Raw genomic sequence first — 22,566 nt, 5'->3', positions numbered from 1 at the left:
GGCTGACCGGGTGGAGCAGGCCACCCAGGTGATCGGACTGCCGCCGCCCCGGCTGCGCCCGCTGGTCAACCGCTACATCGGCTACCACTACCGGTCCGCGCCGGGAGTGCATCGCGGCCTGCCCTCCAGCAAGCTCACCTTCATCGCCACCGTCACCGGCACGATCGACCTGCGTGCGCCGGACGGCCCGCCGCGCCGCTACGCCGCGCTGGTCGGCGGTCTGCACGAGACCCCGGTGACCATCGAGCACGACGGCCGCCAGCACGGCATCGAGGCCGATCTGACCCCACTGGGCGCCAGGGCCCTGTTCGGCCTGCCCGCGGGCGAACTGGCCGGGCTGGACGTGCACCTGGGCGACCTGCTGGGCGCTCCCGCCGCGGAACTCCTGGATCGACTGCGCGCGGCGGGCACCTGGACCGACCGGTTCGCCTGCTTCACCGACATCCTGGACCGGGTCGCCCGCCCGGCCGCGATCCCCGCGCCCGAGCTGGGCTGGGCCTGGCGGCGGCTCACCGCCGCGCCGGCCGCGGTCGCGGTGGCCGAGCTGGCCGCCGAGGTCGGCTGGAGCCGCCAGCACCTGCGCACCCGGTTCCAGCGCGAGTTCGGCGTCAGCCCCAAGGTGCTGGCCAGGGTGGTGCGCTTCCAGCACGCCCGCGACCTGCTGGTCCGCCCGGACCGCCCCGCGCTGGCCGAGATCGCCGCCCGCGCCGGGTACGCCGACCAGGCCCACTTCACCAGGGACTGGCGGGCCTTCAGCGGCCTGTCGCCGACGGTCTGGCTGGCCGAGGAGCTTCCATTCGCTCAAGACCCGGACCCGGACCGGCCGCCAGCCTGAGCGCATGACGACTCCAGCTCCCACCGTGTGGCCCGGCCTCGCCTACACCGACGCCCCGGCCGCGATCCGCTTCCTCACCACCGCCTTCGGCTTCACCGAGACCCTCGTGGTGCCCGGCGAGGCCGACGGCGAGGTGGCGCACGCCGAACTCGGCTGGCCCGAGGGCGGCGGCGTCATGCTCGGCACCCAGCGCGACAGCGAGGTCTGCTGGAGCGCCCACGGCTCGGTCTACGTGGTCACCGCGACACCGGACGAAGTGCTCGCCCGCGCCACCGCGGCCGGCGCCGAACTGGTGCGCGACATCGCCGACACCGACTACGGCTCCCGCGGGTTCACCGTGCGCGACCCCGAGGGCCACCTGTGGAGCTTCGGCAGCTATCCGGGGGCCTGATGACAGACTGCTCGGCGTGAAAACAGGCGATCAGGTGGTGCAGGAACTGCCGTGGCGGTGGGGCACCCAGGGCACGATCTTCCTCATCGGCGGCCTCGGGTTCATGTTCGACGCCTGGGATGTGGCCCTCAACGGCTACCTGATCCCCCTGGTCGGCGCCGAGTGGAACCTGTCCACCGCCGAACGCGGCTGGGTCGGCACCGCCAACCTGATCGGCATGGCCGTGGGCGCCTTCGCCTGGGGCGGCATCGCGGACATCGTGGGCCGCAAGAAAGCCTTCAGTCTCACGCTGTTGATGTTCTCGATCTTCACCGTGGCGGGCGCGGCCTCCCCGGACTACGTGACCTTCTGCGTGTTCCGGTTCCTGGCCGGGATCGGCCTGGGCGGCTGCATCCCGGTGGACTACGCCCTGGTCGGCGAGTTCACCCCGGCAAAGGTCCGCGGCCGGGTGCTGACCGCGCTGGACATCTGGTGGCCGCTGGGCGCCACCCTGTGCGGACTGGTGTCCACCGCGTTGCTGCCGCTGCAGAACTGGCGGTTGCTGCTGCTGGTCATGGTGCTGCCCGCGCTGCTGGTGTTCTGGGTGCGGCGCTCGGTGCCGGAATCGCCGATGTACCTGGTGCGCCGGGGCCGCGAACAGGAAGCCCGCGCGGTGATCGACGACCTCGTCCGGCGCACCGGGGCCACACCGGAACCCTGGACGCTGCCGGACAAACAGGACGTGCCGACGCTGTCGGTGCGCAGCATGCTGAGCCAGTTCCGGGCACTGTGGACCTTCAGCGCCCGGATCACCTCGGCCATGTGGGCGGTCTTCCTCACCGTGTTCGTGCTCTACTACGGCGCGCTGACCTGGCTGCCCAGCATCCTGCGCGCCCAGGGCTATGGCGACTACGCGGCCTTCATGGTCACCACGCTGATGACCGCGGTCGGCACCCTCGGCGTGGTGATCTCGGCCTGGCTGGTGGAAGCGGTGGGGCGCAAGTGGGTCATCGGCCTCAGCGCCCCACTGGCCGCGCTCGCCCTGGTGCTTTTCGCCCACCACCTGGACCTGCCCTCCAGCGCCTACACCTGGATCGCCGCCTACGGCCTGGTGATCCAGGTGACCATCCCGGCGCTGTACGCCTACGTCTCCGAGGTGTACCCGACCACGTTGCGCGCCAGCGGTTTCGGCTGGGCCTCCACGATCAGCCGGATCGGCGCCGGCTTCGTGCCGGTGATCTTCGGCTCGGTGCTGTGGCCGCTGCTCGGACTCACCACCACCTTCCTGGTCGTCGGCGGTCTGGTCGGGCTCGCCGTGCTGTGGCTGGCCTTCGCCGCCCCGGAGACCCGCTCCCGCGAACTGGACCGCATCGCCTGACTTGAGCCCCTGGTCGCCGGATTCACCGGAAAGTGCGGCAGCGTCAGGGAATGGCACGCCTGGACCGGGTGAGGGGTTACGCTCCCGCCGCACAGCACACCCGTCCGGGAAGGGAACGGCTTGCGCAGCCAGGTTCGGAGCCTCGTCGACTCAGCCCGCTTCCAGCAGCTCATCGTCGCCGTCATCGTGCTCAACGCGATCGTCCTCGGCCTGGAGACCGCGCCCGCGATGGCGCGCGAGTACGGGTCCATCATGGACACCATCGACCGGTGGGCGCTGGTGATTTTCGTGGTGGAACTGGTGTTGCGGCTCTACGCGCACGGCCGCGACTTCTTCCGCGACCCGTGGAACTGCTTCGACCTGCTCGTCGTCACCGTCTCCCTCGCGCCGTTCGCGCACGGCTCCTCGGCGTTGCGCGCGCTGCGCATCGTGCGGGTGCTGCGGCTGCTCTCGGTGCTGCCCAACCTGCGCCGGGTGGTGGCCGCGCTGCTCAGCGCGATCCCCGCGGTGCTCTCCATCGTCGCGGTGCTGAGCCTGCTGCTCTACGTGGCCGGGGTGATGGCCACCAACCTGTACAGCACCGCGCCCGGCGGCTATTTCACCGATCTGGGCTCCTCCATGCTGACCCTGTTCCAGATCATCACCGGCGACGCCTGGTCCGACGTCATGCGCGAGGTGATGACCGACGATCCACTGGCCTGGATCTTCTTCGTCGGCTTCGTGCTGGTGGGCACCTTCACCGTGCTGAACCTGTTCATCGCCACCATGGTCAGCGCGATGGAGTCCCAGATCGCCTCGGAAAAGGAAGCGGTCATCCCGGAACCGAGATCGGCCGAATCGGCGGATCAGGCGGTGCTGCTGGAACTCCGGGCGTTGCGGGCGGAGATCCGCGAGCTGCGCAGCGCCCGTGACTGAGCCACTGCGGATCGGGGTCGCGCTGCCCCGCACCGGTCGCCTGACCCCGCTGGGCGACCCGCTGCACTATGTGGCCCAACACTTCCGCGCACTGCGACTGACCGCGCACGGCCGCCCGATCGAGTTCCGCACCGCCGACCATCAGTCCACAGTGGATGGTGCGCGGACGGCGGTCTGCGAGCTGGCCCGCGACGGCGCGCGACTCGTCGTGGCACTGGGCGGCACCACCGTGCTGCCCGCGCTCGCCGCCGCCACCGCGGAACTGGGCCTGACCTTCCTGTCCACCGCACTGCCCTGGCAGGTGCACCGCGCCAGCTGCCCGCCGACGGCCTTCCACTTCTGCTGGGGCCTGGACGACATCGCCCGCACCTTCGCCGACCTGTGGTCCCGGATCCCCGGCGCCGATCCGGTCGGCCTGCTGTGGAACAACGGCCCGCAGGGCGCCGCACTGCGCGATCCCGGCATGGGCTTCCTGCCCGCCGCCCTGCGCGACCGGGCCCTGGTCGACCCCGGCGGCTACCCCGAACCCGCCGCCGAGCACCGCGTGGCGATCTCCGCCTTCCGGGTGGCCGGGGTGCGCCTGGTCAGCAGCGCGGCCACCACCGCGGACCTGGCCAGGTTCAGCGCCGCCGCCGGATCCCTGCGCCTGCGGCTGATCACCTGTTCCCGTTGGCTGGCCTACCCCTTCGGCCTGGGCGACCCCGCGCTGGACCGGGTCGCCACCGTGGTCGCCTGGTCACCCCGGCACCGCTGCGTGTCCAGTGTGGACGGACGCGCCGCGGCCGAACTGGCCGTGGCCTACCAGCGTGACACCGGCCGATCCTGGTTGCCGCCCTTGGGTTTGGCGCACGCCCTCCTGGAAGTCGCCACGCACGCGCTGACCACCGCGGCCGACCCGGCGGATGCCCGCTCGATCGCGGAAGCCCTCTCCCACACCGACATCGGCACCATCACCGGCCGGCTCGACTGGACCGCAGGCCCCGTCCCCACCGTCGCCGCGCTACCCCTGGCCGGTGGCCAGTGGCGGCATGCGGACGGGCGGCCGGAACTGCGGATCGTGGCCGCCGAACGGGTCGCCGCCGTGACTGCCGACGGCGACCTCGTCGAAGCGCTCAGGCGCTGAGCTTGATGGTGAACTTGTAGGAGACCTTGGTCGGGTCCACCGGATCCGCGGCCTGCTTGACCGTACTCGCCTCACCACGGGCGGTCAGATAGGCGCCGGTGCCACCGATCACCGCCATCGGCCCGTCCTGGAAACCGGGCGTGGGCAGCAGCGCGTAGGTCCGCAGGCTGGACAGGTGGATCTCGCCGGTGGCCAGCCGGAACGCCGAAGTGCAGTAGGCGGTGAGTTCCGCGGGCAACGCGATCTTGGCGATCAGGCAGCTGGAATAGCCCTCGCCGACCTTCTTGCCCGCCGCGTCGAGCAGTTCGCCGCCACCGATGAACGGCAGTCCGACCGCGGGCGCCGCGGGCAGGCTCAGCACCCCGCGCTGCGCGGTCAGCTCGATCGTCTGGTCCTGCTGAGCCGGTGCGGCGCTCGCGGCGGCCAGCGGCAGCAGCGCGGCCACCGCGGCGACCACGGTCAGGCGCAACCAGTGGCGGGAAGGATTGGCGGGCATGACTTCTCCTCGGTTACTCGTCACGGCGGCGTCTGTCCCATCTGGATCAGCGCGGTGCGGAAAGCGTCCGGGGTCACCGCGATCTGCCCGCGGAAGGGGTGATCCATCAGGTAGGTGAAGTACAACGAGGCCGACACCAGCGCCGCCAGCACCGCGATCATCAACGCGTGCGGCAGGAAACCCGGTGGGCCGAAGAACAATGCGAACCCGATCACCAGGATGCCGCCGATGACCAGACCCACCCAGAAGAACCGCGGCACCGAGGGTCTCGCCTCGTTCAACCGCTCACGCCGGGTGGTGTTGATCGTGTTGACCCGCTCGATCATCGCCGAGTACAGGCCCTCCTGGCGCGGGGTCTCCACCTCGATGGACACGATGGCCCGGCGCATCCGCTTGGCCGCGTCCTCCACCTGCGGACTGGCCTGCCCGGTGGCCAGCAACGGCCACTCCTCGGTGATCACCGCACGCGCGTAGGCCACGCTGATCTCCTGGAAGACCCGCTTGTCCTTGTCCGAGAAGTCGGTGGCCGCGAAGTACAGGCCGGGCAACGCGTTCGCCTCGATGTAGGTGTTGCGGCGGGCGGACTCCATGTCCTCCCACACCGCGACCACCACGAAGGCCACCAGGATCGCGTAGAAAGCGCCGACCGCGGCGAAAAAATGGCCGGACACGTCGTGGTACTGCGCCCGTGACTCCCGGCTGACCGCCCGGTCCACCAGATAGGCGGCCAGCACGCTGACGCCGATGGCGCCGCCCACCACGAGCAGGCTGTCCCACAGCACCAGCGGCCTCCCCGGTTCGGCTCTCGCCTGCCGAACCTAGGCGGCCGGATGCCGGACCGGGTGTCCGCGCGTCGTCATTCGCCCGACAGGCGGACCTGCTTCACCCGGAGGTGAGAGCGCCCCTCAGTTCACGTTGCCCAGGTGGGTGAGTTCGTGCTCGAAGTCGAACCACTCGTGCTCGCTGCCCGGGGCGACCAGCTCGTAGCTGCGGTTGAGGAAGTCGGCCAGCTCCTCGGCGTCGGCGGTGAACCGCGCGTGCCCGGCCGGCGTGGTGAACTCGATGACGACCTGGTCCACCTGGTCCAGGATCGGCCACATCCGCACATCGCCCTCACCGCTGTCGCTGATCAGCCCGTCGGCCAGCAGGTCGCGGGCGAGGATCCACTCCACGCTCGCGCTGCCGCCGGGGTTGAACACGGCGCGCACCGCGTACGGGTCGGTGGTCGAGTACCCCAACTCGACCTCGACCGGCACCGGAGGCGCCACCAGCAGGTTGAACATCGTGGTGGTCTCGATCTCCGCGTGGTCCTCGCGCATGGCTGCTGCCCTTCCGTCTCGCCCGTCGCGTGCGGTGGGGGGACGTCTGAGGCTTCCCAGCTTTACGCGGTTCGGCGCGCATCACACCCATTCGTGCGAACGTTCGGGCAGAATGCCACGTCAGGACACCGGTTTGCCATTCACCTTCACATTGCTGAACACCGTCCGGTCCGCGTTCTTGATCGAGATGTTGGTGTCCTTGACCTCGGTGAACGTGCTGTTGGAGATCCGCACGTCCTGGATGTGGCTCTCCGCCAGGCCGTCCAGGCGCACTGCCCAGGGCGTGCCGCGCACGGTGAGCTGGTCCAACGTGACGTTGCGCACGGACGGGTTGGCGATCGGCCCGAACCCGGGCCCGGTGAGGCTGTAGTTCATGGTGATGAACACCGCACCCCGGTCGATCTTGTCCGCGGTGAGCCTGCGCACGTGCACGCCGTCCACGGTGCCGCCGCGGCGCTTGTTGGTCTTGATGTAGACCGCGTGGAAGGTCTTGTAGTTCGGCCCCGGCCGGATGGTGATGTCCTGGGCGAAGACGTTGCGCACCCCGCCGGACATCTCACTGCCCACCGCGATCGCGCCCCACCGCCCCAGGAAGGTGCACTTCTCCACCACGATGTTCTCGCTGGGCACCCCGACCCGCCGCCCGTCGATGTCCCGCCCGGACTTGATCACCACGCCGTCGTCGCCGGTGTCGAAGGTGCACCCGGTGACGTGCACGTCGGCACTGGCCTCCGGATCGACCCCGTCCACCATCCCGCCCCGGCTGTAGATGGTGACCCCGCGCACGGTGACGTTGCGGCACAACACCGGGTGCACCGTCCACATCGCCGGATTGCGGATGTCCAGGCCCTCCACCAGGACGTTGCGGCAGCGGTAGAACTGGATCATGTTCGGCTTGAGGAAGTGCCCGCCGCCGAAGACCCGCTTGTCCGGCGGCACGTTGTCCACGGCCTGCTTTTGTAGCTTCTCCCAGTCGGGCTGGCGCTTGGGGTCGAAGTCGAACCAGGGCCCGTTGGCGGCCTGCCCGTCGATGCGCCCCGACCCGGTGAGCGCCACGTTGGTGGCCTCGTAGGCGTAGATGAAGGGGGAGTAGTTCATGCACTCGATCCCCTGCCACCGGGTGCGCACCACCGGCAGGAACTTGGCGGGATCAGTGCTGAACCTGATTATACCGCCGGACTGTATATGCAGGTTCACGTTACTTGCCAGATGGATGGCCCCGGTCAGGAACGTCCCCGGGGGCACGACCACCCGGCCACCCCCGGCCTGCACACAGGCCGCGATGGCGGCGCGGAACGCGGCGGTGTTGTCCGCCTTCCCGTCGCCCTTGCCGCCGTAACCGGTGACGGGGAAGTCGCGGGCGGGGAAGGTCGGCGGCACGATCCGGGCCAGGATCCCCGGCACCGCGTCCCACGGATCAGCCGCGCCCGGCAGGCCGCTCGTGGCGTGCGGCCCGACCGCGTCCCCCGCGGCGCCTCGCTCGCCCGCGAACGCCGCACCGGGGAGCAACAGGCCGCCGGCGGCCAGCCCGGTCACCTTCAGGAAGTCCCGCCGAGACGGCCCCATCGCCCACTCTCCCTCCCGGGCTGGCGGCGACCCCGGCGTGGTGAATACGTTTTCATCCATCTTCGAGAGGTGGCCCCGCCCGGTCAATCCGCCGATAGTCGCCACCCAGGGCGTCACCACCGGGTCAGCCGGACAGTCCCGCCACCCCGAATCCCGCGAGCACCGGCCGGATCAACCGCGCCGCCTCCGCCCGCAACTCCGCCACCGGTCGTCCGTGCAATCCCAGCGCCCCGTCGATCCCCGGTTCGAACGGTGCCAGCGCCAAGTGCGGCAACAACAACAGGAACAACGCCAGCAACGCGTCCAGATCCGCCCCCCGGTGCAACGTCCCGTGCTCCCTGGCCCGGACGAAGTGCGGCAGCAACGCCTCCCGGTACCGCTGGTGCACCGGCCCGAGCACCACCGCGCGGATCGCCGGGTCCAGTTCCAGGTTGATCGCGGCGATCATGCCGCGGTCGGCCGGGTGCGCGGCGAAGTAGGCCATCCACGCCTGCGCCGCGTCCAGGACCGTCTCGGCGAACCCGCCGCCAGGGTCGAGGCGGTCCAGCCACGGGTCCAGCGCCGCCCGCACCCGCAGCGCGGTGTGCTCGGTGACGTGCCGGAAGAAGTCGAACTTGTCCGGGAAGTACTGGAACAGCGAGCCCTTGGCGACCCCGGCCGCCTGCGCGATCACGTTGAGGCTGCCGCCGGAGTAGCCGTGCCGCCCGAACTCCGCGATCGCGGCCGCCAGCACCCGCTCCCGCCGTGGCGCGGGCAGGTTGGTCCAGGTCTGTGTGGGCATGGCGATCTCCGTTGGCGCGGTCTTGCCCTGGCCCCCCGACACAGAGCATGCTGCCATGACCACCCGGTCACAATCACAGGGGATGATCATGCAGCGGGTCTGTGTCATCGGCGCGGGATCATCCGGGATCGCCGCCGCCCAGGTGCTCCAGGCGCGGGGCATCGAGTTCACCTGCTTCGAGACCGGTTCGCAGGTGGGCGGGAACTGGCGCTACGACAACGACAACGGCATGTCCTCGGCCTACCGCTCGCTGCACATCAACACCTCCCGGCAACAGATGGAGTTCGCCAGCTTCCCGATGCCCGCCGAGCTGCCCGACTACCCCAACCACGCCCAGATCGCGGCCTACTTCGACTCGTTCGCGGACCACTTCGGCCTGCGCGCGCACATCCGGTTCCAGACCGAGGTCACCAGCGTCCGCCCGCTGCCCGACGGCGGCTACCAGGTCGACACCCGGTCCACAGTGGACGGAACCGAACACAGCGAGACCTTCCGCGCCGTCCTGGTCGCCAACGGCCACCACTGGGACCCGCGCTGGCCCGAACCGGCCTTCCCCGGCGCCGAGACCTTCACCGGCACCCAGCTGCACGCCCACCACTACCGCACCCCGGACATCCTGACCGGCAAACGCGTGCTGGTACTCGGCTTCGGCAACTCGGCCTGCGACATCGCGGTGGAAAGCTCCCGCATCGCCGACCGCACCCTGCTGGCCTTCCGCCGCGGCGAGTACGTGCTGCCCAAGTACTTCTTCGGCCGCCCCACCGACACGTTGAGCAGCCCGTTCGTCACCAGAACCCTGCCGATGTTCGCCCGCCGGTGGTTACTGGGCTCCTTCCTGCGGCTGAAGCTGGGCAAGATGTCCGACTACGGCCTGCCCGAACCCGAGCACAAACTCTTCGCCGCCCACCCCACGGTCTCCGAGGACCTGCTCAGCCGCCTGGGCCACGGCGACATCCAGATCCGCCCCACCATCGCCAGGTTCGACGGCGACACGGTCCACTTCACCGACGGCGCCAGCGAACCCGTGGACGTGGTCGTCTACTGCACCGGCTACCGGATCACCTTCCCCTTCCTGGGCGAGGACATCGTCACACCCGTCGACAACCACATCGACCTGTACCGCCGGATCGCCTCGGTAGACCACCCCGGCCTCTACTTCATCGGCCTGGTCCAACCCCTGGGCGCCATCATGCCCCTGGCCGAAGCCCAGTCCGCCTGGGTGGCCGACCTCCTGGACGGCACCACCACCCTGCCCGCACCGGAGTCCATGCGCCGCAGCATCACCGCCTACAACCACGCCCAGCGCAAGCGCTACGTCGCCTCGAAACGCCACACCATCCAGGTCGACTTCCACCCGTACATGCACGAGCTGAAACAGGACCGCCGAGCTGCTGCCCGACACCGCTAGACCGGCTTGCGGCGCGGCCCGCCGGGCGCGGATGGTCGGGTTCGGGATCGAGCCGGCTTCGGGTTCGGCCCGCCGAGTGTGGATCGAGCCTGGCGTTCGGGTGCCCCGCCGAGTGCGGATCGTCCGGCCTGCGCGGCCTGCCCGGCCTGCCCGGTGGCCCGCGCGGTCAGCCCGCGCCACCGGGCCGGTTCGCTGCGCCGGTTTGCTGCGTCAGCCCGCGCCGGTAGCCTGATGCGAGGCTGGTTCCTGCTGGTCACCACGTTGCGGTCGGTGACCTGGGGGCTGTTCGCTCAGAGCTGAATGGCTCGTGGAACTTCGGTCGCTGATCGTTTCGTTCCGCAGAAAGAAGCGGTGCGCGGGGCGGGGGAGAGGCGAGCGCCGAGCCGGGTCCGGGCCGGCGAGACGGACCGGCGAGGGGGGCTGGCGAGGCGGGCCGGCGAGATGGATCGGTCGGGCGCTGCCGAGAGGGAATGGAAAGGTCAGGCGCTGCGCTGGGGATGTGGGCACGCGGCTGGGAGTGTGGGCATGCGCCGGGCGGGGCGTGGGCAGGCCACCGAATGCGGCGTGGCGACCGGCCGCGCGATCCGCGCCCGGCCCGGTGGCGCGGGCTGACCCGGTGGTGCGGGCCGACCGCACAAGCCACGGAGTGACGCGGGGCCCACGGAGTGACGCGGCGCAGGCGGGCGACTGCGGGCTGGGTGCGGTCTTGCGTAGGCCCGCGAGTTGTGGCCGTTGAGCAGGCGTCGTCCCGCGTGGTGGTTTCACTGGTGAGTAGTGGCCCCCCACTGGCGTTGCGGTTGCTCCCCGGGTGAGTTGCGGGCTGCCCCTGGGTGAGCTGCGGGGGGCTCGTGGGCCGGGTGGAGGTGTGCCTGGCTGGGTGGTGGGGACAAGGCGTTTGCAACCACTATGGGTGGAGTACTATGGTTGCAGTGGTTGGGGGTGAGGGGTGCTCCCGCGGATATTCTGGGAGGCGATATATGCGTAAGTTGACTTATTTCGTGGCGACGACTCTTGATGGTTTCATCGCGGAGTCCGGTGGGGCCGATCCGACGCAGTCCGGTCACTTCCTCATGGAGGGTGACCACATGGGGCATCTGTTCCAGCACTACGGGGACACCTTGCCGTTCATGGCGCGGGAGGCGTTGGGGATCGCGGGGGAGCTGACCCGGTTCGACACCGTGCTGGAGGGGCGCAAGTCCTACGAAAGTGGTGTGGTGCAGGGGATTCCGGATGCCTACACGCATCTCAAGCACTACGTGTTCTCCTCGACGTTGACCGAGGCCGCGCCGACCGTGGAGCTGGTCGCCGGGGACGCCTTGGCCAAGGTCAAGGAGATCAAGCAGCAGGAGGGGCTGGGGATCTTCCTGGTTGGTGGGGGCGGGCTGGCCGCCACGTTGCTGCCGGAGATCGACGAGGTCTTCGTGAAGCAGCATCCGACCGTGATGGGCAAGGGGATCCCGATGTTCAACGGTGGGTTCAGCCCGGATCGGTTCGAGCTGGCCGATCTGACCCGGTTCGACAGCGGGGTGCTTTTCCTCAAGTACCAGCGTCGTGCGTGACCACCCGGGGGTGGGGAGCCGCCACTCCCCACCCCCGGTGCCCGGTCACCCAACCGGTTCCCACAGGGAGGCCGCGTTCGGCGGCTCCCAGCTCACGATCGAGGTGTGCGCCTGGCGGCACCGGTACCGCCGGCCGCCGTAGGTCACCTCCTGGCCGACCGCGTAGGCCGTGTTCGGCGCCCAGGTTCCGCCGGGTGGGGGTTCGGTGGTGGTCGTGGTGACGCCGGTGGTGGTGCTGGTGGGGCGGCTGGTCGGGGTGGTCGTGCCGGGGCAGGCGCCGAACGCCTCCAGTTCCCACAGGGAGAAGCCGTATGGCGTTGCGCGGCGAATACCCTGCATCCTGATATATCTCGCGTTGCCGGATATGGGGATGTCCTCGATACCTCCGGCGCCGGAGTATGTCTCGAACGCGGTGGTCCAGGTGGAACCGTTGCCGGACAACTGGATCTGGTACTCCGTGGCGTAGGCGGCCTCCCAGTTCAGGCGCACCCTGGTGATCGGCTGCACCGAGCCCAGGTCGACCTGCAGCCAGTTCGGTTCGTGGTGGCCGCTGGACCAGCGGGTGCCGGGGTTGCCGTCCACCGCGAAGGCCGCGGCCTGGTTCGGGCTCTCCACCGACGAGGCCGACACCGGACGTCCTTGTGACACAAGCCTTCCGCACGTCGGCGGCGGGGTGGTGCCGGTCGTGGACGTGGTGCTGGTCGGGTCGCTGCCGCCGGTGGTGCGCGTCCACACCGCGACGTAGTCCACCACCATCGGCCTGCCCGGCACAGTGGAGCCGACCGGAGTGGTGATGCCCGAGACGTTGTTCGGGAACTCGCCGCCGATGGCGACGTTCAGGATGATGAAGTAGCCGGCGTGGCTGGTCATGTTCGCCCACGTGCCCGCGTCCACCCGGTCCTGCCGCACGCTGTGGAACTGCTGGCCGTCGACGTACCAGCGCAATTGGTTCGGGGTGACCGAGCGGTCCCACTCGAAGCGGTAGGTGTGGAAGCCCGCCTGGCAGCTCGTCCCAGGGCAGGCCCGGTTCGCGGCGATGCCGTTCTTCTCGTTGCAGGGCCCGCCGGGACTCGTGCCGCAGTGCAGCACGCCCCAGACCGAGTTGATCCCGTTGACGTTCTCCATGATGTCGAACTCGCCGATACCCGGCCAGTTCCAGTAGTTCCCGCGATAGGGCGAGCCGAGGGCCCAGAACGCGGGCCAATAGCCGAGCGCGGCGGCGCCGGTGACGTTGGGCATCTGGATGCGGCCCTCGATGCGCAGCATGCCGCCCGCCGGGGCCTTGAAGTCGCCGCGCCGGGTCTCGATCCGGGCCGAGGTCCAGTTGCCGCTACCGTCGCGCAGCGGGGTGATACGCAGGTTGCCGCCGCCGTCGACGCTCACGTTGGCCGGGTTGCCGGTGTGTGCCGCGATCTCGCCGGTGCCCCAGTTCGCGGGACCGCCGGGGTAGCTGTGGCCGAGGTCGAAGATCCAGTTGTTGCCCGACGGCAGCGATCCGGCGGGACCGGTGAAGTCGTCGGCCCAGATCTGGGTCCAGCCGGGTGGCGGTGGTGGGACGACCGCGTCGGCCCGGTCGGAGACGACGATCAGGTAGGCGCAGAGCAGGGACACCGCGGCCGCCAGCGCCGCGGCGATCCGGGTGCGGGCAGGGCGGGTGAGCGCTTGGTGACGGGGGATGAGGTCGTGTGTCGTCATGGCTGCCTTCCAGGGAAGAGGACGACAGAAGCCGGCAGGGTTCCGGCTGCTACATGAGAGCGCTCTCATCATCAGGTTGGACCTGAATGTAACCGTTGTCAATGCGCTGTTCGCCCGAGTGTGGCTGGGGCTGGCGGCGAAGATGGGGGTGTGATCGGCGCGCTGAATCCCGGCCCGGACCGGCTGCCGGCGGTGGCGCCCCGGCGGGTGTCGCCGGTGCGCCACCGCGGTGGTCAGTCCTTGAGCAGCAGGCGAACGGTGAGTTCCAGGCGGGTTGCCACGTCGGTGGCCGAGGCCCGGCGGGTCACCCAGGCCACCAGGTTGGACAGCCAGACGTCGCCGATGACGCGGGCGATCGCCTTGCGTTCGGTGTCCGGCTCGCCGCCCATCGCGGTGACGAACATGCGCTCCATCAGCAGGCCCACCGAGTCGACCTCGGCGGCGGCGCTGGCGTCGGCGAACATGAACGCGCGGGTCATCGCCTCGGTGAACAGCGGGTCGCGTTGCAGGCTGCGGGTGGTGCGGCGCAACACGAACAGCACCCGGTCGTAGGCGGTGTCGCCGGGGATGGCCGCGCGCTCGATCTTCTGGTTGGCCCGTTCCAGTTCCCTGGCCAGCGCGGTGACCAGCAGGTGCACCTTGGACGGGAAGTAGCGGTACAGGGTGCCCAGCGCGACCTCGGCGCGGTCGGCCACCGCCCGCATCTGCACCGCGTCGTAGCCGCCCTTGGAGGCCAGCGCGATGGTCGCGTCGATGATCCGCCTGCGCCGGTCGCGCTGGGCTGCCGAGCCCAGCTCCTCCTCGGCGAGACCGGTCAGTGCCTCGGCCCCGCCCGCGCGGGCCTTGGGCGTAGTGGTCATGAAGTTAGGCTAACATCACGACAAAGGCGAAACTTGTTTCAGTTCTGCCTGTCGAACCTACCCGCTATCTCGGTGAGATCCCGTCCTGTGCTGGCCCGTTCGGGTCTGGTTGTTGGTGCGTCCGAGTGGAGGGTGGCATCCTGCTCCTCGGTCCGGCAAAGTGAAACACGTTCTACATCTTCGGTTCGCCTGGAGGTGTTGTGCCGATCGCGGTCACCGCGGAGCAACAGGCGTTGCACGAGTCCGTGCTCGCCTACGGACAGGGCGCGGGCGCCATCGCCGCGGTGCGCGCGCAGGAACGGGGCGACCCGGCGTGGCGACGCCTGTGGCCGGGCCTGGTCGACCTGGGACTGACCGGGATCGCGGTGCCCGAGGAGCTGGGCGGGGCCGGTGGCACCGTGGTGGACCTCGCGGTGGCCCTGGAAGCCGCAGCCGAGGCCCTGATACCCGGGCCGATCCTGCCGACCGCGCTGGCCGGACTGGTGCTCGCCGATCAGCCGGGTGTCCGCGAGCTGCTGCCCGCCGTGGTCGGTGGCCTGCCCGCCGCGGTCGCGCTGTCGCCGGGAACCCTGACCGCGCAACGGGATTCCGCCGGACGGCTGCTGGTCACCGGGGTGACCGGGCCGGTGCTGGGGGCGAGTGCGGACGCCGTGCTGCTGGTGCCGGTGGGCGGGGAGACCGGATGGATCCTGCTGACGCCGGGTGAGGCCGGGGTGCGGCTGTTGCCCGCGACGGACTTCTCCCGCGACCTGGCCGAGGTCGAGGTGGTGGCGGTGGTCCCGACCGACCGGGTGCTGCCGGACCTGAGCAGGGAAGCGGTGCTGGACCGGGCGGTGGTGCTGGCCGCGGCGGAGGCGGCCGGGATAGCTCGGTGGTGCGTATATATCGCGAGCCGATATGCCAGGGAACGCGAGCAGTTCGGGCGGCCGATCGGGTCGTTCCAGGCGGTCAAGCACCTGTGCGCGGAGATGTTGTGCCGATCTGAGCGGGCCGCCGCGGTGGCGTGGGACGCGGCTCGGGCGGTGGAGGAGGCATCGCCGGCGATGTCGTTGTCGGCGGCGGCCGCGGGGGCAGTCGCGCTGGACGCGGCGGTGGCCAACGCGAAGGACTGCGTGCAGGTGCTGGGCGGGATCGGGTTCACCTGGGAGCACGACGCGCATTTGTACCTGCGGCGGGCGTTTGTGTTGCGGCAGTGGGTGAGTGGGGTGCGGTGGCGTGGGCGGGCCGCGGTGCTGGCGGGGCGGGGGGTTCGGCGGCGGTTGCGGGTTGAGGTGGGGGATGGCGGGGGGCAGGGGGAGGTCGCCGATGGGGGTCTGGGTGGGGTGGGCCGTGCGCGGGTGGCGGGCGGAAGTGCGGGCCAGGGCGGTGCGGGCCGGGTTGGTGCGGGCCAGGTTGGTGACGGCGGTGCGGATCGGGTTGACAGCGGGAGGGGGGATCGGGGGGAAGCGGGCGGGGCGAACGCGGATGGGGTCGGGCTTGGGACGGCCGGTGGCGGGGTGGCCGGCTTCGGTGTTGGTGGGGCGGCTGGTGCCGGCGTAGCTCGCGTGGGGAGTGGGGTTGGCGGGGGCGGAGGCGAGTCGGGGTTTGCGGCTGGCGGGGATGAAGGCGAGCTGGGGGTTGGAGAGCTTCGGGGGAGGGTGCGGGCGGCGGCGGAGCGGATTGCCGCGCTGGCTGAGGGGGAGCGGCGGGGGGCGTTGGTGGCGGCTGGGTTGTTCGCGCCGCAGTGGCCAGCGCCGTATGGGCTGGGGTTGGGGGCTGTGGGGCAGTTGGTGGTGGAGGAGGAATTGGCTCGGGTGGGGGTTGGCCGGGCTGATCTGGTGATCGGGGGGTGGGCGGCGCCGACGGTGTTGCGGCATGGCACTGACGAGCAGCGGCGGCGGTTTGTGGCGGCGACGTTGCGTGGGGAGGTGCGGTGGTGCCAGCTGTTCAGCGAGCCGGGGGCTGGGTCGGATCTCGCCTCGTTGCGGACCAGGGCGGTGCGGACCGACGGCGGGTGGCTGCTCAGTGGGCAGAAGGTGTGGACCTCGCTGGCGGATCGGGCGGATCGGGGGATCTGCTTGGCGCGGACGGATTCCGAGGTGCCGCGGCATCGGGGGTTGACGTACTTCCTGGTGGATATGCGGTCGGACGGTATATCCGTGCGGCCGTTACGTGAGATCACCGGGGATACCCGGTTCGCCGAGGTGTTCCTGGACGAGGTGTTCGTGGCGGACGCGGATGTGGTGGGGCAGCCGGGGGACGGGTGGCGGCTGGCGCGGGGGACGTTGGCCGATGAGCGGGTGGCGATGAGCCGGGGGTCGGCGTTGGGGGAGCCGGTGGAGGAGGTGCTGGCGTTCGCGGAGCGGGCGGGGTTACTGGCGGATCCGGTGCTGGCGGAGCGGGTCGGGGGGCTGGTGGTGGACGGGTTGGCGTTGTCGTTGCTGGATCTTCGGGCTACCCAGCGGGCGGTGGCCGGCGGCGAGGCGGGGGCGGAGTCCGGGGTGCGGAAGCTGGTGGGGGTGCGGCATCGGCAGGACGTGGCCGAGGTGGCGGCGGAGTTGCTGGGGGATGGGGCCGCGGTGGGGGATGCGGCTGAGGTGCACCGGTTCTTGTTGAGCCGGTGTTTGAGCATTGCCGGGGGGACGACGCAGGTGTTGTTGACGATGGTGGGGGAGCGGGTTCTGGGGTTGCCTCGGGATGGGGCTGTGGGAGAGGGGAAGGGGCGGTGAATTTCGAGTTTGACGAGACTCAGGTCGCAGTTCGGGAATTGACGAGAAGCCTGGTGCGGCAGGGAGATCAGGGGGAGGGGGCGCGGGTCTCGCCGGGGGCGAGGGCCGCTGCGGTGGAGCCGTCCGGAGTGGACTCGGGGGCGGCTGGGGCGAGGCAGTGGGGAGTGGGCTCGGCAATGGATGGGGCGGTTGCGGCGGTTGAGCGGACGGATGAGGTGGGGGCTGGGGAGTCGTGGGCTGGGTTGTGGGATCGGTTGGGGGCGGCGGACTTGCTGTCGTTGGCTGTTCCTGAGCGGTTGGGTGGGTCTGGGCTTGGGGTGGTTGAGGTTGCGGTTCTGCTGACGGAACTGGGGCGGGGTGGGCTGGTGTCGCCGGGGGTGGCGCATCTGGCGTTGGGGGTACTGCCGGTGGCGCGGTTGGGGACGGTGGCGCAGCAGGAGTTGTTGTTGGGGGGTGGGGGTTTGACCGGGGCTGTGGGGCGTGGGGAGGTGGTGTGGGGGGAACGGGGGTTGGTGGGGACGAAGGTGGGGGTTCCGTTTGGGGCGTGGGCTCGGTGGGGACTTATTGGGGTGCGGCTGGGGGATGGGGGGCTTGGGGTGGCTTTGGTTGATCTTCGGGGGGCCGGGGTTGAGGTGGTGGGGACGCCTACTTCCGCTGGGGGGTCGGAGTGCACGTTGCGGTTCTCCGGGGCGGAGCCGGTGGGGTTGCTGGGGGAGGATCGGAGTGGGCGGGTTTTGGCGGAGGTGCGGTGGCTTGGGGTGGTGGGGGGATGTGCCTTTGGGGAGGGGTTGCTGGGTGGGGCGCTGGAACTGACTGTGGCGCATGTGGGGTCGCGGCGGCAGTTTGGGCGAGTTCTGGCTGAGTTTCAGGCGGTGGCTATGCAGGTGGCGGATGTTCGGGTGGTGGCTCGGACGGTTGAGGTGGTTACCCGGGCCGCTTGCTGGGGCGTGGGGGCGGGGGTGGGGGATCGGGGGGATGTGGATGTCGCGGGGTATTGGGTGGGGGAGAAGTTGTTGGGGGCGTTGGAGGTTTGTCATCACCTGCATGGGGGGCTGGGTTTGGACGTGGGGTATCCGTTGCATCGGTACTCGGCGCTGGGGCGGGACCTGACGCGGTTTTTGGGGGGCTTGCGTGCTTATTGAGTTGAGTGCGGGGCAGGTGGCATTGCGGGAGGAGTTGCGGGAGTACTTCTCGGGGCTGGTTTCCGTTGCGGAGCGGGAGGTTTTGCGGACTGAGCGGCATGGGCCGACCTACCGGGCGATTGTGCGGCGATTGGGGCGGGATGGGTGGTTGGGGGTGGGGTGGCCGGTTTCGTATGGGGGGCGGGGGTTTGGGGAGGTTGAGCAGCAGATTTTTGTGAATGAGGCTGCTCGGGCGGATGTGCCGTTGCCTGGGGTGACGTTGCAGACGGTGGGGCCTACGTTGCAGGCGTTGGGGACTGATGAGCAGAAGGAGTTCTTTCTGCCGCGGATCCTGGCCGGGGAGCTGCATTTCGCCATTGGGTACACCGAGGCGGAGGCGGGGACCGATCTGGCCGCGTTGCGGACCAGTGCGGTGCGGGTGGGGGATGAGTATGTGGTCAACGGGCAGAAGGTGTTCACGACCGGGGCCCATGACGCGGACTACATCTGGTTGGCCTGTCGGACTGATGTGGGGGCGGCCAAGCATCGGGGGATATCGATTGTGATTGTGGACACCAGGGATCCGGGGTTTGGGTGGACGCCGATCATCACCTGTGACGGTGCGCATCATGTGAATGCCACCTACTACAACGATGTGCGGGTGCCGGTGAGCCGGCTGGTGGGGGCGGAGAACGCGGGGTGGCGGCTGATCACCATGCAGCTCAACCATGAGCGGGTGATGTTGGGGCCTGCGGGGCGGGTGGCCGCGTTGCTGGATCGCTTTGATGCGTGGGCCGCGGCGCATGGGGTGGCTGGGGAGGTTGAGCGGGAGCTGACTTTCGCTCGGGTGGGGTTGCGGGTCAATGAGTTGTTGAACTGGCAGGTGGCGGCGGCCTCGGGGGCAGTGGATGTCGCGGATGCCTCTATCACCAAGGTGTTCTCCTCCGAGTTGGTGCTGCGGGTGGGGCGGGTGGTGCTGGATCTGGTGGGGCGGTATGGAGATCCGGCCGATGCCGATACCGCTGAGTTGATGCGGTGGCTGGACTTGCAGGCCAAGCGGAATCTGGTGCTGACCTTTGGTGGTGGGGTCAATGAGATTCAGCGTGAGCTGATCGTGACCGCTGGGCTCGGGTTGCCCAGGCCGCCCCGGTGAAGGGAGTGGAATGACGTCCACTGTGGACAGTGACGAGCTGGTGCGGGCCGCGGCGGCGCGGATCATGGCCACCGGGGTCGGCGGGGTGCGGTTCGGGCGGGATCCGGTCAACGAGCCGATGATCCGGAGCTGGACCGAGGCGATCGGGGACACCGATCCGCGCTACCCGGAGGTGGCGCCGCCGGCGATGGCCCAGGTGTGGACCATGATGGGACTGCACGGGGAACGGGATCCGGACGATCCGTTCGGGCAGATCCTGGAGACCCTGGACGAGGCGGGCTATCCGTCCATTGTGGCCACCAACTGCGAGCAGACCTACCACCGCTACCTGCGGCCGGGGGAGAACCTGACCATCAGCACCCGGCTGGACCAGGTCGCCGGGCCCAAACGGACGGCGCTGGGCGAAGGCTGGTTCGTCACGGTGCACAACATCTGGTACTCCGGCGCCGAGGCGGTGGCGGAGATGTCGTTCCGGGTGTTCAAGTACCGGCCGAAACCGCCACCGCCGCCGGCCGGGATTCCGCCGTTGGTGAGCCGGGACACCGAGTTCTTCTGGGCCGGCACGGCAGTGGGTGAACTGCGGGTGCAGAAGTGCGGGGCGTGTGGACAGTTGCGGCATCCGCCGGGGCCGATGTGTCCGCGGTGTCACGAGTTGCGGCCGGAGTTCGTGGTAGTGAGCGGGCGGGGCACGGTGTACAGCTTCGTGGTGCACCACCATCCGCCGGTGCCGGGGCATTCGGGGCCGTTCGTGATCGGGCTGGTGGAACTGGCGGAGGGGCCGCGGATGGTGGGCGAACTGGTGGGTGTGGAACCGGATGAGGTCCTCATTGGACAGTCGGTGGTGGTGGAGTTCCAGCAGCAGGGGGAGTTCGTTATTCCGGCCTGGCGGGTGGTGCCGTCATGATCGCTACCGGGGTTGAGCTGCCCCCGCTGGCCATCGAGGTCACGCCGACGTTCATCATCAGCACCGCCATCGCCACCCGGGACTACCAGGACGTGCACCACGACCGGGACGCGGCGATCCGGCGGGGCTCGCCGGACATCTTCCTCAACATCCTGACCACCACCGGACTGGTGCAGCGGTTCGTCACCGACTGGGGCGGGCCCCGGGTGCTGGTGCGGGGCATCGCGATCCGGCTCGGGGTGCCGTGCTACGCCTACGACACCTTGACCTTCCGCGGCCGGGTCGAGGAGACCTTCGGGGACAACGGGTTTGTGGTGTCGGTGGTGGGGAGTTGCCGGCTGGGTGATCACGTGACCGGGACCGTTCGGTTCGAGCTGGGAGGCAGCGCATGAGTCCGTTGTCCGGGGCGGCGGCCATCGCCGGGATCGGGGCCACCGAGTTCTCCAAGGACTCCGGCCGCAGCGAGTTGCGCCTTGCCGTGGAGGCGATCCGGGCCGCACTCGGAGACGCCGGGCTCGATGTGTCCGATGTGGACGGTCTGGTGACCTTCACCATGGACGGGAACGCCGAGATCGCGGTGGCCAGGGAACTGGGGCTGCCGGAGCTGAAGTTCTTCAGCCGGATCAACTACGGCGGCGGCGCGGCCTGTGCCACCGTGCAGCAGGCGGCGATGGCGGTGGCCACCGGGATCGCCGAGGTCGTGGTGGTGTACCGGGCGTTCAACGAACGCTCCGGCACCCGGTTCGGCCTGGCGCACGCCGCCGCCGCGCAACAGCCGAACACCAACGGGGTCGACAACAGCTGGCACTACCCGATGGGACTGGCCACCCCGGCGGCCATGGTGGCCATGTTCGCCCGGCGTTACCTGCACGACTACGGGGCCGGCACCGAGGATTTCGGGCGGGTCGCGGTCGCCATGCGCAGGCATGCCGCGACCAATCCGAACGCCTGGTTCCACAATCGGCCGATCAGCCTGGCCGAGCACCAGTCCTCGCGGTGGATCGCGGAACCGTTGCGGCTACTGGACTGCTGCCAGGAAAGCGATGGCGGGGTGGCGCTGGTGGTGGTGAGCGTGCAACGGGCCCGCGACCTGCGGCAGCCGCCCGCGGTGATCAGCGCGGCCGCGCAGGGCAGTGGACCGGACCAGTTCGTGATGACCAGCTACTACCGGGACGGACTGGCCGGGCTGCCGGAGATGCGGGTGGTCGGCGAACAGCTGTGGCGGCAGGCCGGGATCGGGCCCGCGGACGTCCAGGTCGCCGTGCTCTACGACCATTTCACGCCGTTCGTGCTGGTGCAGCTGGAGGAACTGGGATTCTGCGGACCCGGTGAGGCCCGGCACTTCCTGGCCGACGGCGGCATCGAGATCGACGGCCGGTTGCCGGTGAACCCGCACGGCGGCCAGCTGGGCGAGGCCTACCTGCACGGCATGAACGGGATCACCGAGGGCGTGCGCCAACTGCGCGGCACCGCGGTGAATCAGGTGTCCACAGTGGACAATGTGCTGGTCACCGCGGGGACGGGGGTGCCGACCAGCGCGCTGGTGCTCACCCGGTGAACGCGGCGGCGTGCGCGCGGGCCCACTCGGCCAGCGACCGCGCCGGATGACCGGTGATCCGCTCGATGACGTCGGTCGGGCGTTCCGGGTTGTCCACCTGCTCGGCCATGTGGTCCAGGATGCCGTCGGCGTGCTCGGCCGACCAGGTGGTCAGGAGCTGCTCACGGAACTCCGCGCGCGGAACCTCCTGGTACCGCCAGGATTCGCCGAAGGTCTCGCCGAGGATGCGGGCCCGGTCGGCGTGGGTCAGCGCGGCCGGGCCGGTGACGTAGTAGGCCCGGCCCGCGTGCCCGCCGTCGAGCAGGACCCGGGCCGCCACCTCGGCGACATCCCGTTCGTCGACCAGGGTGCGCGCCGCCTGGGCATAAGGGCCGCGCACCACACCGGTGGCGCGCAGCTGCTCGATCCAGCTCAGCGTGATCGAGGCCGGCATGCTGATCCGCAACGCGGTCCAGTCCTCGGTGGCGGCCCGCACCAGCAACTCCAGGGTGCCGTGGAAGGAGGCGGGCGGCTCGTGGTCGCGGACGGCGTGGGTGGACAGCAGCACGAACCGGCGGCCCTCCCCGGCCAGCGCGCCCACCACGTCCACGGCGGAGTCAGCGGCCGCGTACTCCGCGCTCGCCCGGTCGTAGGGCCAGTCCAGGAACACCGCGAAGCAGCCGATCGCGGCCGCCCGCAGTTCCTCGGCCGAACCCAGGCCGCGGCGGGTGACCGGAACACCCGCTTCGGTCAGTAATCGCTCGACCTCGTCACTGATCGGACCGGGCTCGCCGACCACCAGAAAGCTCATGCCGTTGACGCTAGAAGCTACAGCGTG

21 protein-coding genes are annotated in these 22,566 nt (G+C 70.1%); 13 read left to right on the top strand and 8 right to left on the bottom strand.

Going from position 1 to position 22,566, the window contains the following annotated elements; translation table 11 throughout:
• Positions 1-10 precede the first annotated feature (10 nt).
• From MZC64_RS16960 to MZC64_RS16940, 5 genes are all read left to right on the top strand, one after another.
• Positions 11-835 (top strand): helix-turn-helix domain-containing protein, encoded by an 825-nt coding sequence (locus MZC64_RS16960; protein ID WP_247757674.1) that lies wholly within the window; start codon positions 11-13, stop codon positions 833-835.
• Positions 836-839: 4 nt separating this feature from the next.
• Complete coding sequence (locus tag MZC64_RS16955) at positions 840-1,226, top strand: VOC family protein (protein ID WP_247757673.1); 387 nt, start codon at positions 840-842, stop codon at positions 1,224-1,226.
• Positions 1,227-1,242: 16 nt separating this feature from the next.
• Complete coding sequence (locus MZC64_RS16950) at positions 1,243-2,583, top strand: MFS transporter (protein ID WP_247757672.1); 1,341 nt, start codon at positions 1,243-1,245, stop codon at positions 2,581-2,583.
• A 120-nt stretch (positions 2,584-2,703) separates the two neighbouring features.
• On the top strand, positions 2,704-3,498 hold the full coding sequence (locus MZC64_RS16945) for an ion transporter (protein WP_247757671.1): 795 nt from the start codon (positions 2,704-2,706) through the stop codon (positions 3,496-3,498).
• Positions 3,491-4,621 (top strand): ABC transporter substrate-binding protein, encoded by a 1,131-nt coding sequence (locus MZC64_RS16940; protein WP_247757670.1) that lies wholly within the window; start codon positions 3,491-3,493, stop codon positions 4,619-4,621. Before MZC64_RS16945 ends, MZC64_RS16940 begins: the two co-directional genes overlap by 8 nt.
• Here MZC64_RS16940 and MZC64_RS16935 read toward each other — a convergent pair.
• The 5 genes from MZC64_RS16935 to MZC64_RS16915 all read right to left on the bottom strand — a co-directional run bounded on the left by MZC64_RS16935 (position 4,611) and on the right by MZC64_RS16915 (position 8,783).
• Positions 4,611-5,117, bottom strand: a complete 507-nt coding sequence (locus MZC64_RS16935; RefSeq protein WP_247757669.1) for a hypothetical protein — start codon at positions 5,115-5,117, stop codon at positions 4,611-4,613. The two genes, MZC64_RS16940 and MZC64_RS16935, sit on opposite strands and share 11 nt — an antisense overlap.
• A gap of 20 nt (positions 5,118-5,137) precedes the next feature.
• Complete coding sequence (locus MZC64_RS16930; RefSeq protein WP_247757668.1) at positions 5,138-5,899, bottom strand: DUF4239 domain-containing protein; 762 nt, start codon at positions 5,897-5,899, stop codon at positions 5,138-5,140.
• Positions 5,900-6,022: 123 nt separating this feature from the next.
• Positions 6,023-6,436, bottom strand: a complete 414-nt coding sequence (locus MZC64_RS16925; RefSeq protein ID WP_247757667.1) for an SsgA family sporulation/cell division regulator — start codon at positions 6,434-6,436, stop codon at positions 6,023-6,025.
• Positions 6,437-6,556: 120 nt separating this feature from the next.
• Entirely contained in the window at positions 6,557-8,002 is a 1,446-nt protein-coding gene (locus tag MZC64_RS16920; RefSeq protein ID WP_247757666.1) for a glycoside hydrolase family 28 protein, read from the bottom strand.
• 124 nt (positions 8,003-8,126) lie between these two features.
• Positions 8,127-8,783, bottom strand: a complete 657-nt coding sequence (locus MZC64_RS16915; RefSeq protein ID WP_247757665.1) for a TetR/AcrR family transcriptional regulator — start codon at positions 8,781-8,783, stop codon at positions 8,127-8,129.
• 82 nt (positions 8,784-8,865) lie between these two features.
• Between MZC64_RS16915 and MZC64_RS16910 the strand changes: the two genes are divergently transcribed.
• Together MZC64_RS16910 and MZC64_RS16905 are read left to right on the top strand one after the other, a co-directional pair.
• Complete coding sequence (locus MZC64_RS16910) at positions 8,866-10,191, top strand: NAD(P)/FAD-dependent oxidoreductase (protein ID WP_247757664.1); 1,326 nt, start codon at positions 8,866-8,868, stop codon at positions 10,189-10,191.
• 920 nt (positions 10,192-11,111) lie between these two features.
• On the top strand, positions 11,112-11,750 hold the full coding sequence (locus MZC64_RS16905) for a dihydrofolate reductase family protein (protein WP_308301019.1): 639 nt from the start codon (positions 11,112-11,114) through the stop codon (positions 11,748-11,750).
• Positions 11,751-11,795: 45 nt separating this feature from the next.
• Here the strand turns inward: MZC64_RS16905 and MZC64_RS16900 are convergent, their stop codons facing one another.
• Together MZC64_RS16900 and kstR are read right to left on the bottom strand one after the other, a co-directional pair.
• The gene (locus tag MZC64_RS16900; RefSeq protein WP_247757662.1) at positions 11,796-13,445 is read right to left on the bottom strand and encodes a discoidin domain-containing protein; all 1,650 of its coding nucleotides are present in this window, start codon (positions 13,443-13,445) and stop codon (positions 11,796-11,798) included.
• Between the two features lie 233 nt (positions 13,446-13,678).
• Positions 13,679-14,305, bottom strand: a complete 627-nt coding sequence (kstR, locus tag MZC64_RS16895) for a cholesterol catabolism transcriptional regulator KstR (protein WP_185007335.1) — start codon at positions 14,303-14,305, stop codon at positions 13,679-13,681.
• Between the two features lie 200 nt (positions 14,306-14,505).
• On the opposite strand from kstR, the gene MZC64_RS16890 reads away from it, so the two are divergent.
• The 6 genes from MZC64_RS16890 to MZC64_RS16870 all read left to right on the top strand — a co-directional run bounded on the left by MZC64_RS16890 (position 14,506) and on the right by MZC64_RS16870 (position 21,749).
• On the top strand, positions 14,506-17,013 hold the full coding sequence (locus tag MZC64_RS16890; protein ID WP_247757661.1) for an acyl-CoA dehydrogenase: 2,508 nt from the start codon (positions 14,506-14,508) through the stop codon (positions 17,011-17,013).
• 176 nt (positions 17,014-17,189) lie between these two features.
• Positions 17,190-18,155 carry an acyl-CoA dehydrogenase family protein gene (locus tag MZC64_RS49120; protein WP_374205773.1) on the top strand — a complete coding sequence of 322 codons (966 nt, stop codon included), beginning with the start codon at positions 17,190-17,192 and terminating at the stop codon, positions 18,153-18,155.
• Positions 18,145-19,287 (top strand): acyl-CoA dehydrogenase family protein, encoded by a 1,143-nt coding sequence (locus MZC64_RS16885; protein WP_247757660.1) that lies wholly within the window; start codon positions 18,145-18,147, stop codon positions 19,285-19,287. Before MZC64_RS49120 ends, MZC64_RS16885 begins: the two co-directional genes overlap by 11 nt.
• A gap of 10 nt (positions 19,288-19,297) precedes the next feature.
• A complete protein-coding gene (locus MZC64_RS16880; RefSeq protein ID WP_247757659.1) occupies positions 19,298-20,191 on the top strand; it encodes a bifunctional MaoC family dehydratase N-terminal/OB-fold nucleic acid binding domain-containing protein in 894 nt (297 codons plus the stop codon).
• Entirely contained in the window at positions 20,188-20,583 is a 396-nt protein-coding gene (locus MZC64_RS16875; RefSeq protein ID WP_247757658.1) for a MaoC family dehydratase, read from the top strand. Before MZC64_RS16880 ends, MZC64_RS16875 begins: the two co-directional genes overlap by 4 nt.
• A complete protein-coding gene (locus MZC64_RS16870) occupies positions 20,580-21,749 on the top strand; it encodes a lipid-transfer protein (protein WP_247757657.1) in 1,170 nt (389 codons plus the stop codon). The genes MZC64_RS16875 and MZC64_RS16870 overlap by 4 nt, the downstream gene beginning before the upstream one ends.
• Here the strand turns inward: MZC64_RS16870 and MZC64_RS16865 are convergent.
• Positions 21,739-22,539 (bottom strand): nucleoside-diphosphate sugar epimerase, encoded by an 801-nt coding sequence (locus MZC64_RS16865; protein ID WP_247757656.1) that lies wholly within the window; start codon positions 22,537-22,539, stop codon positions 21,739-21,741. The two genes, MZC64_RS16870 and MZC64_RS16865, sit on opposite strands and share 11 nt — an antisense overlap.
• Positions 22,540-22,566: the final 27 nt, after the last annotated feature.

This window comes from Crossiella sp. S99.2 (assembly GCF_023094165.1).
Classification (GTDB): domain Bacteria; phylum Actinomycetota; class Actinomycetes; order Mycobacteriales; family Pseudonocardiaceae; genus Crossiella.
Note: the sequence above shows the minus strand (reverse complement) of the source record. Positions and strands in the feature narration are given on the sequence as shown.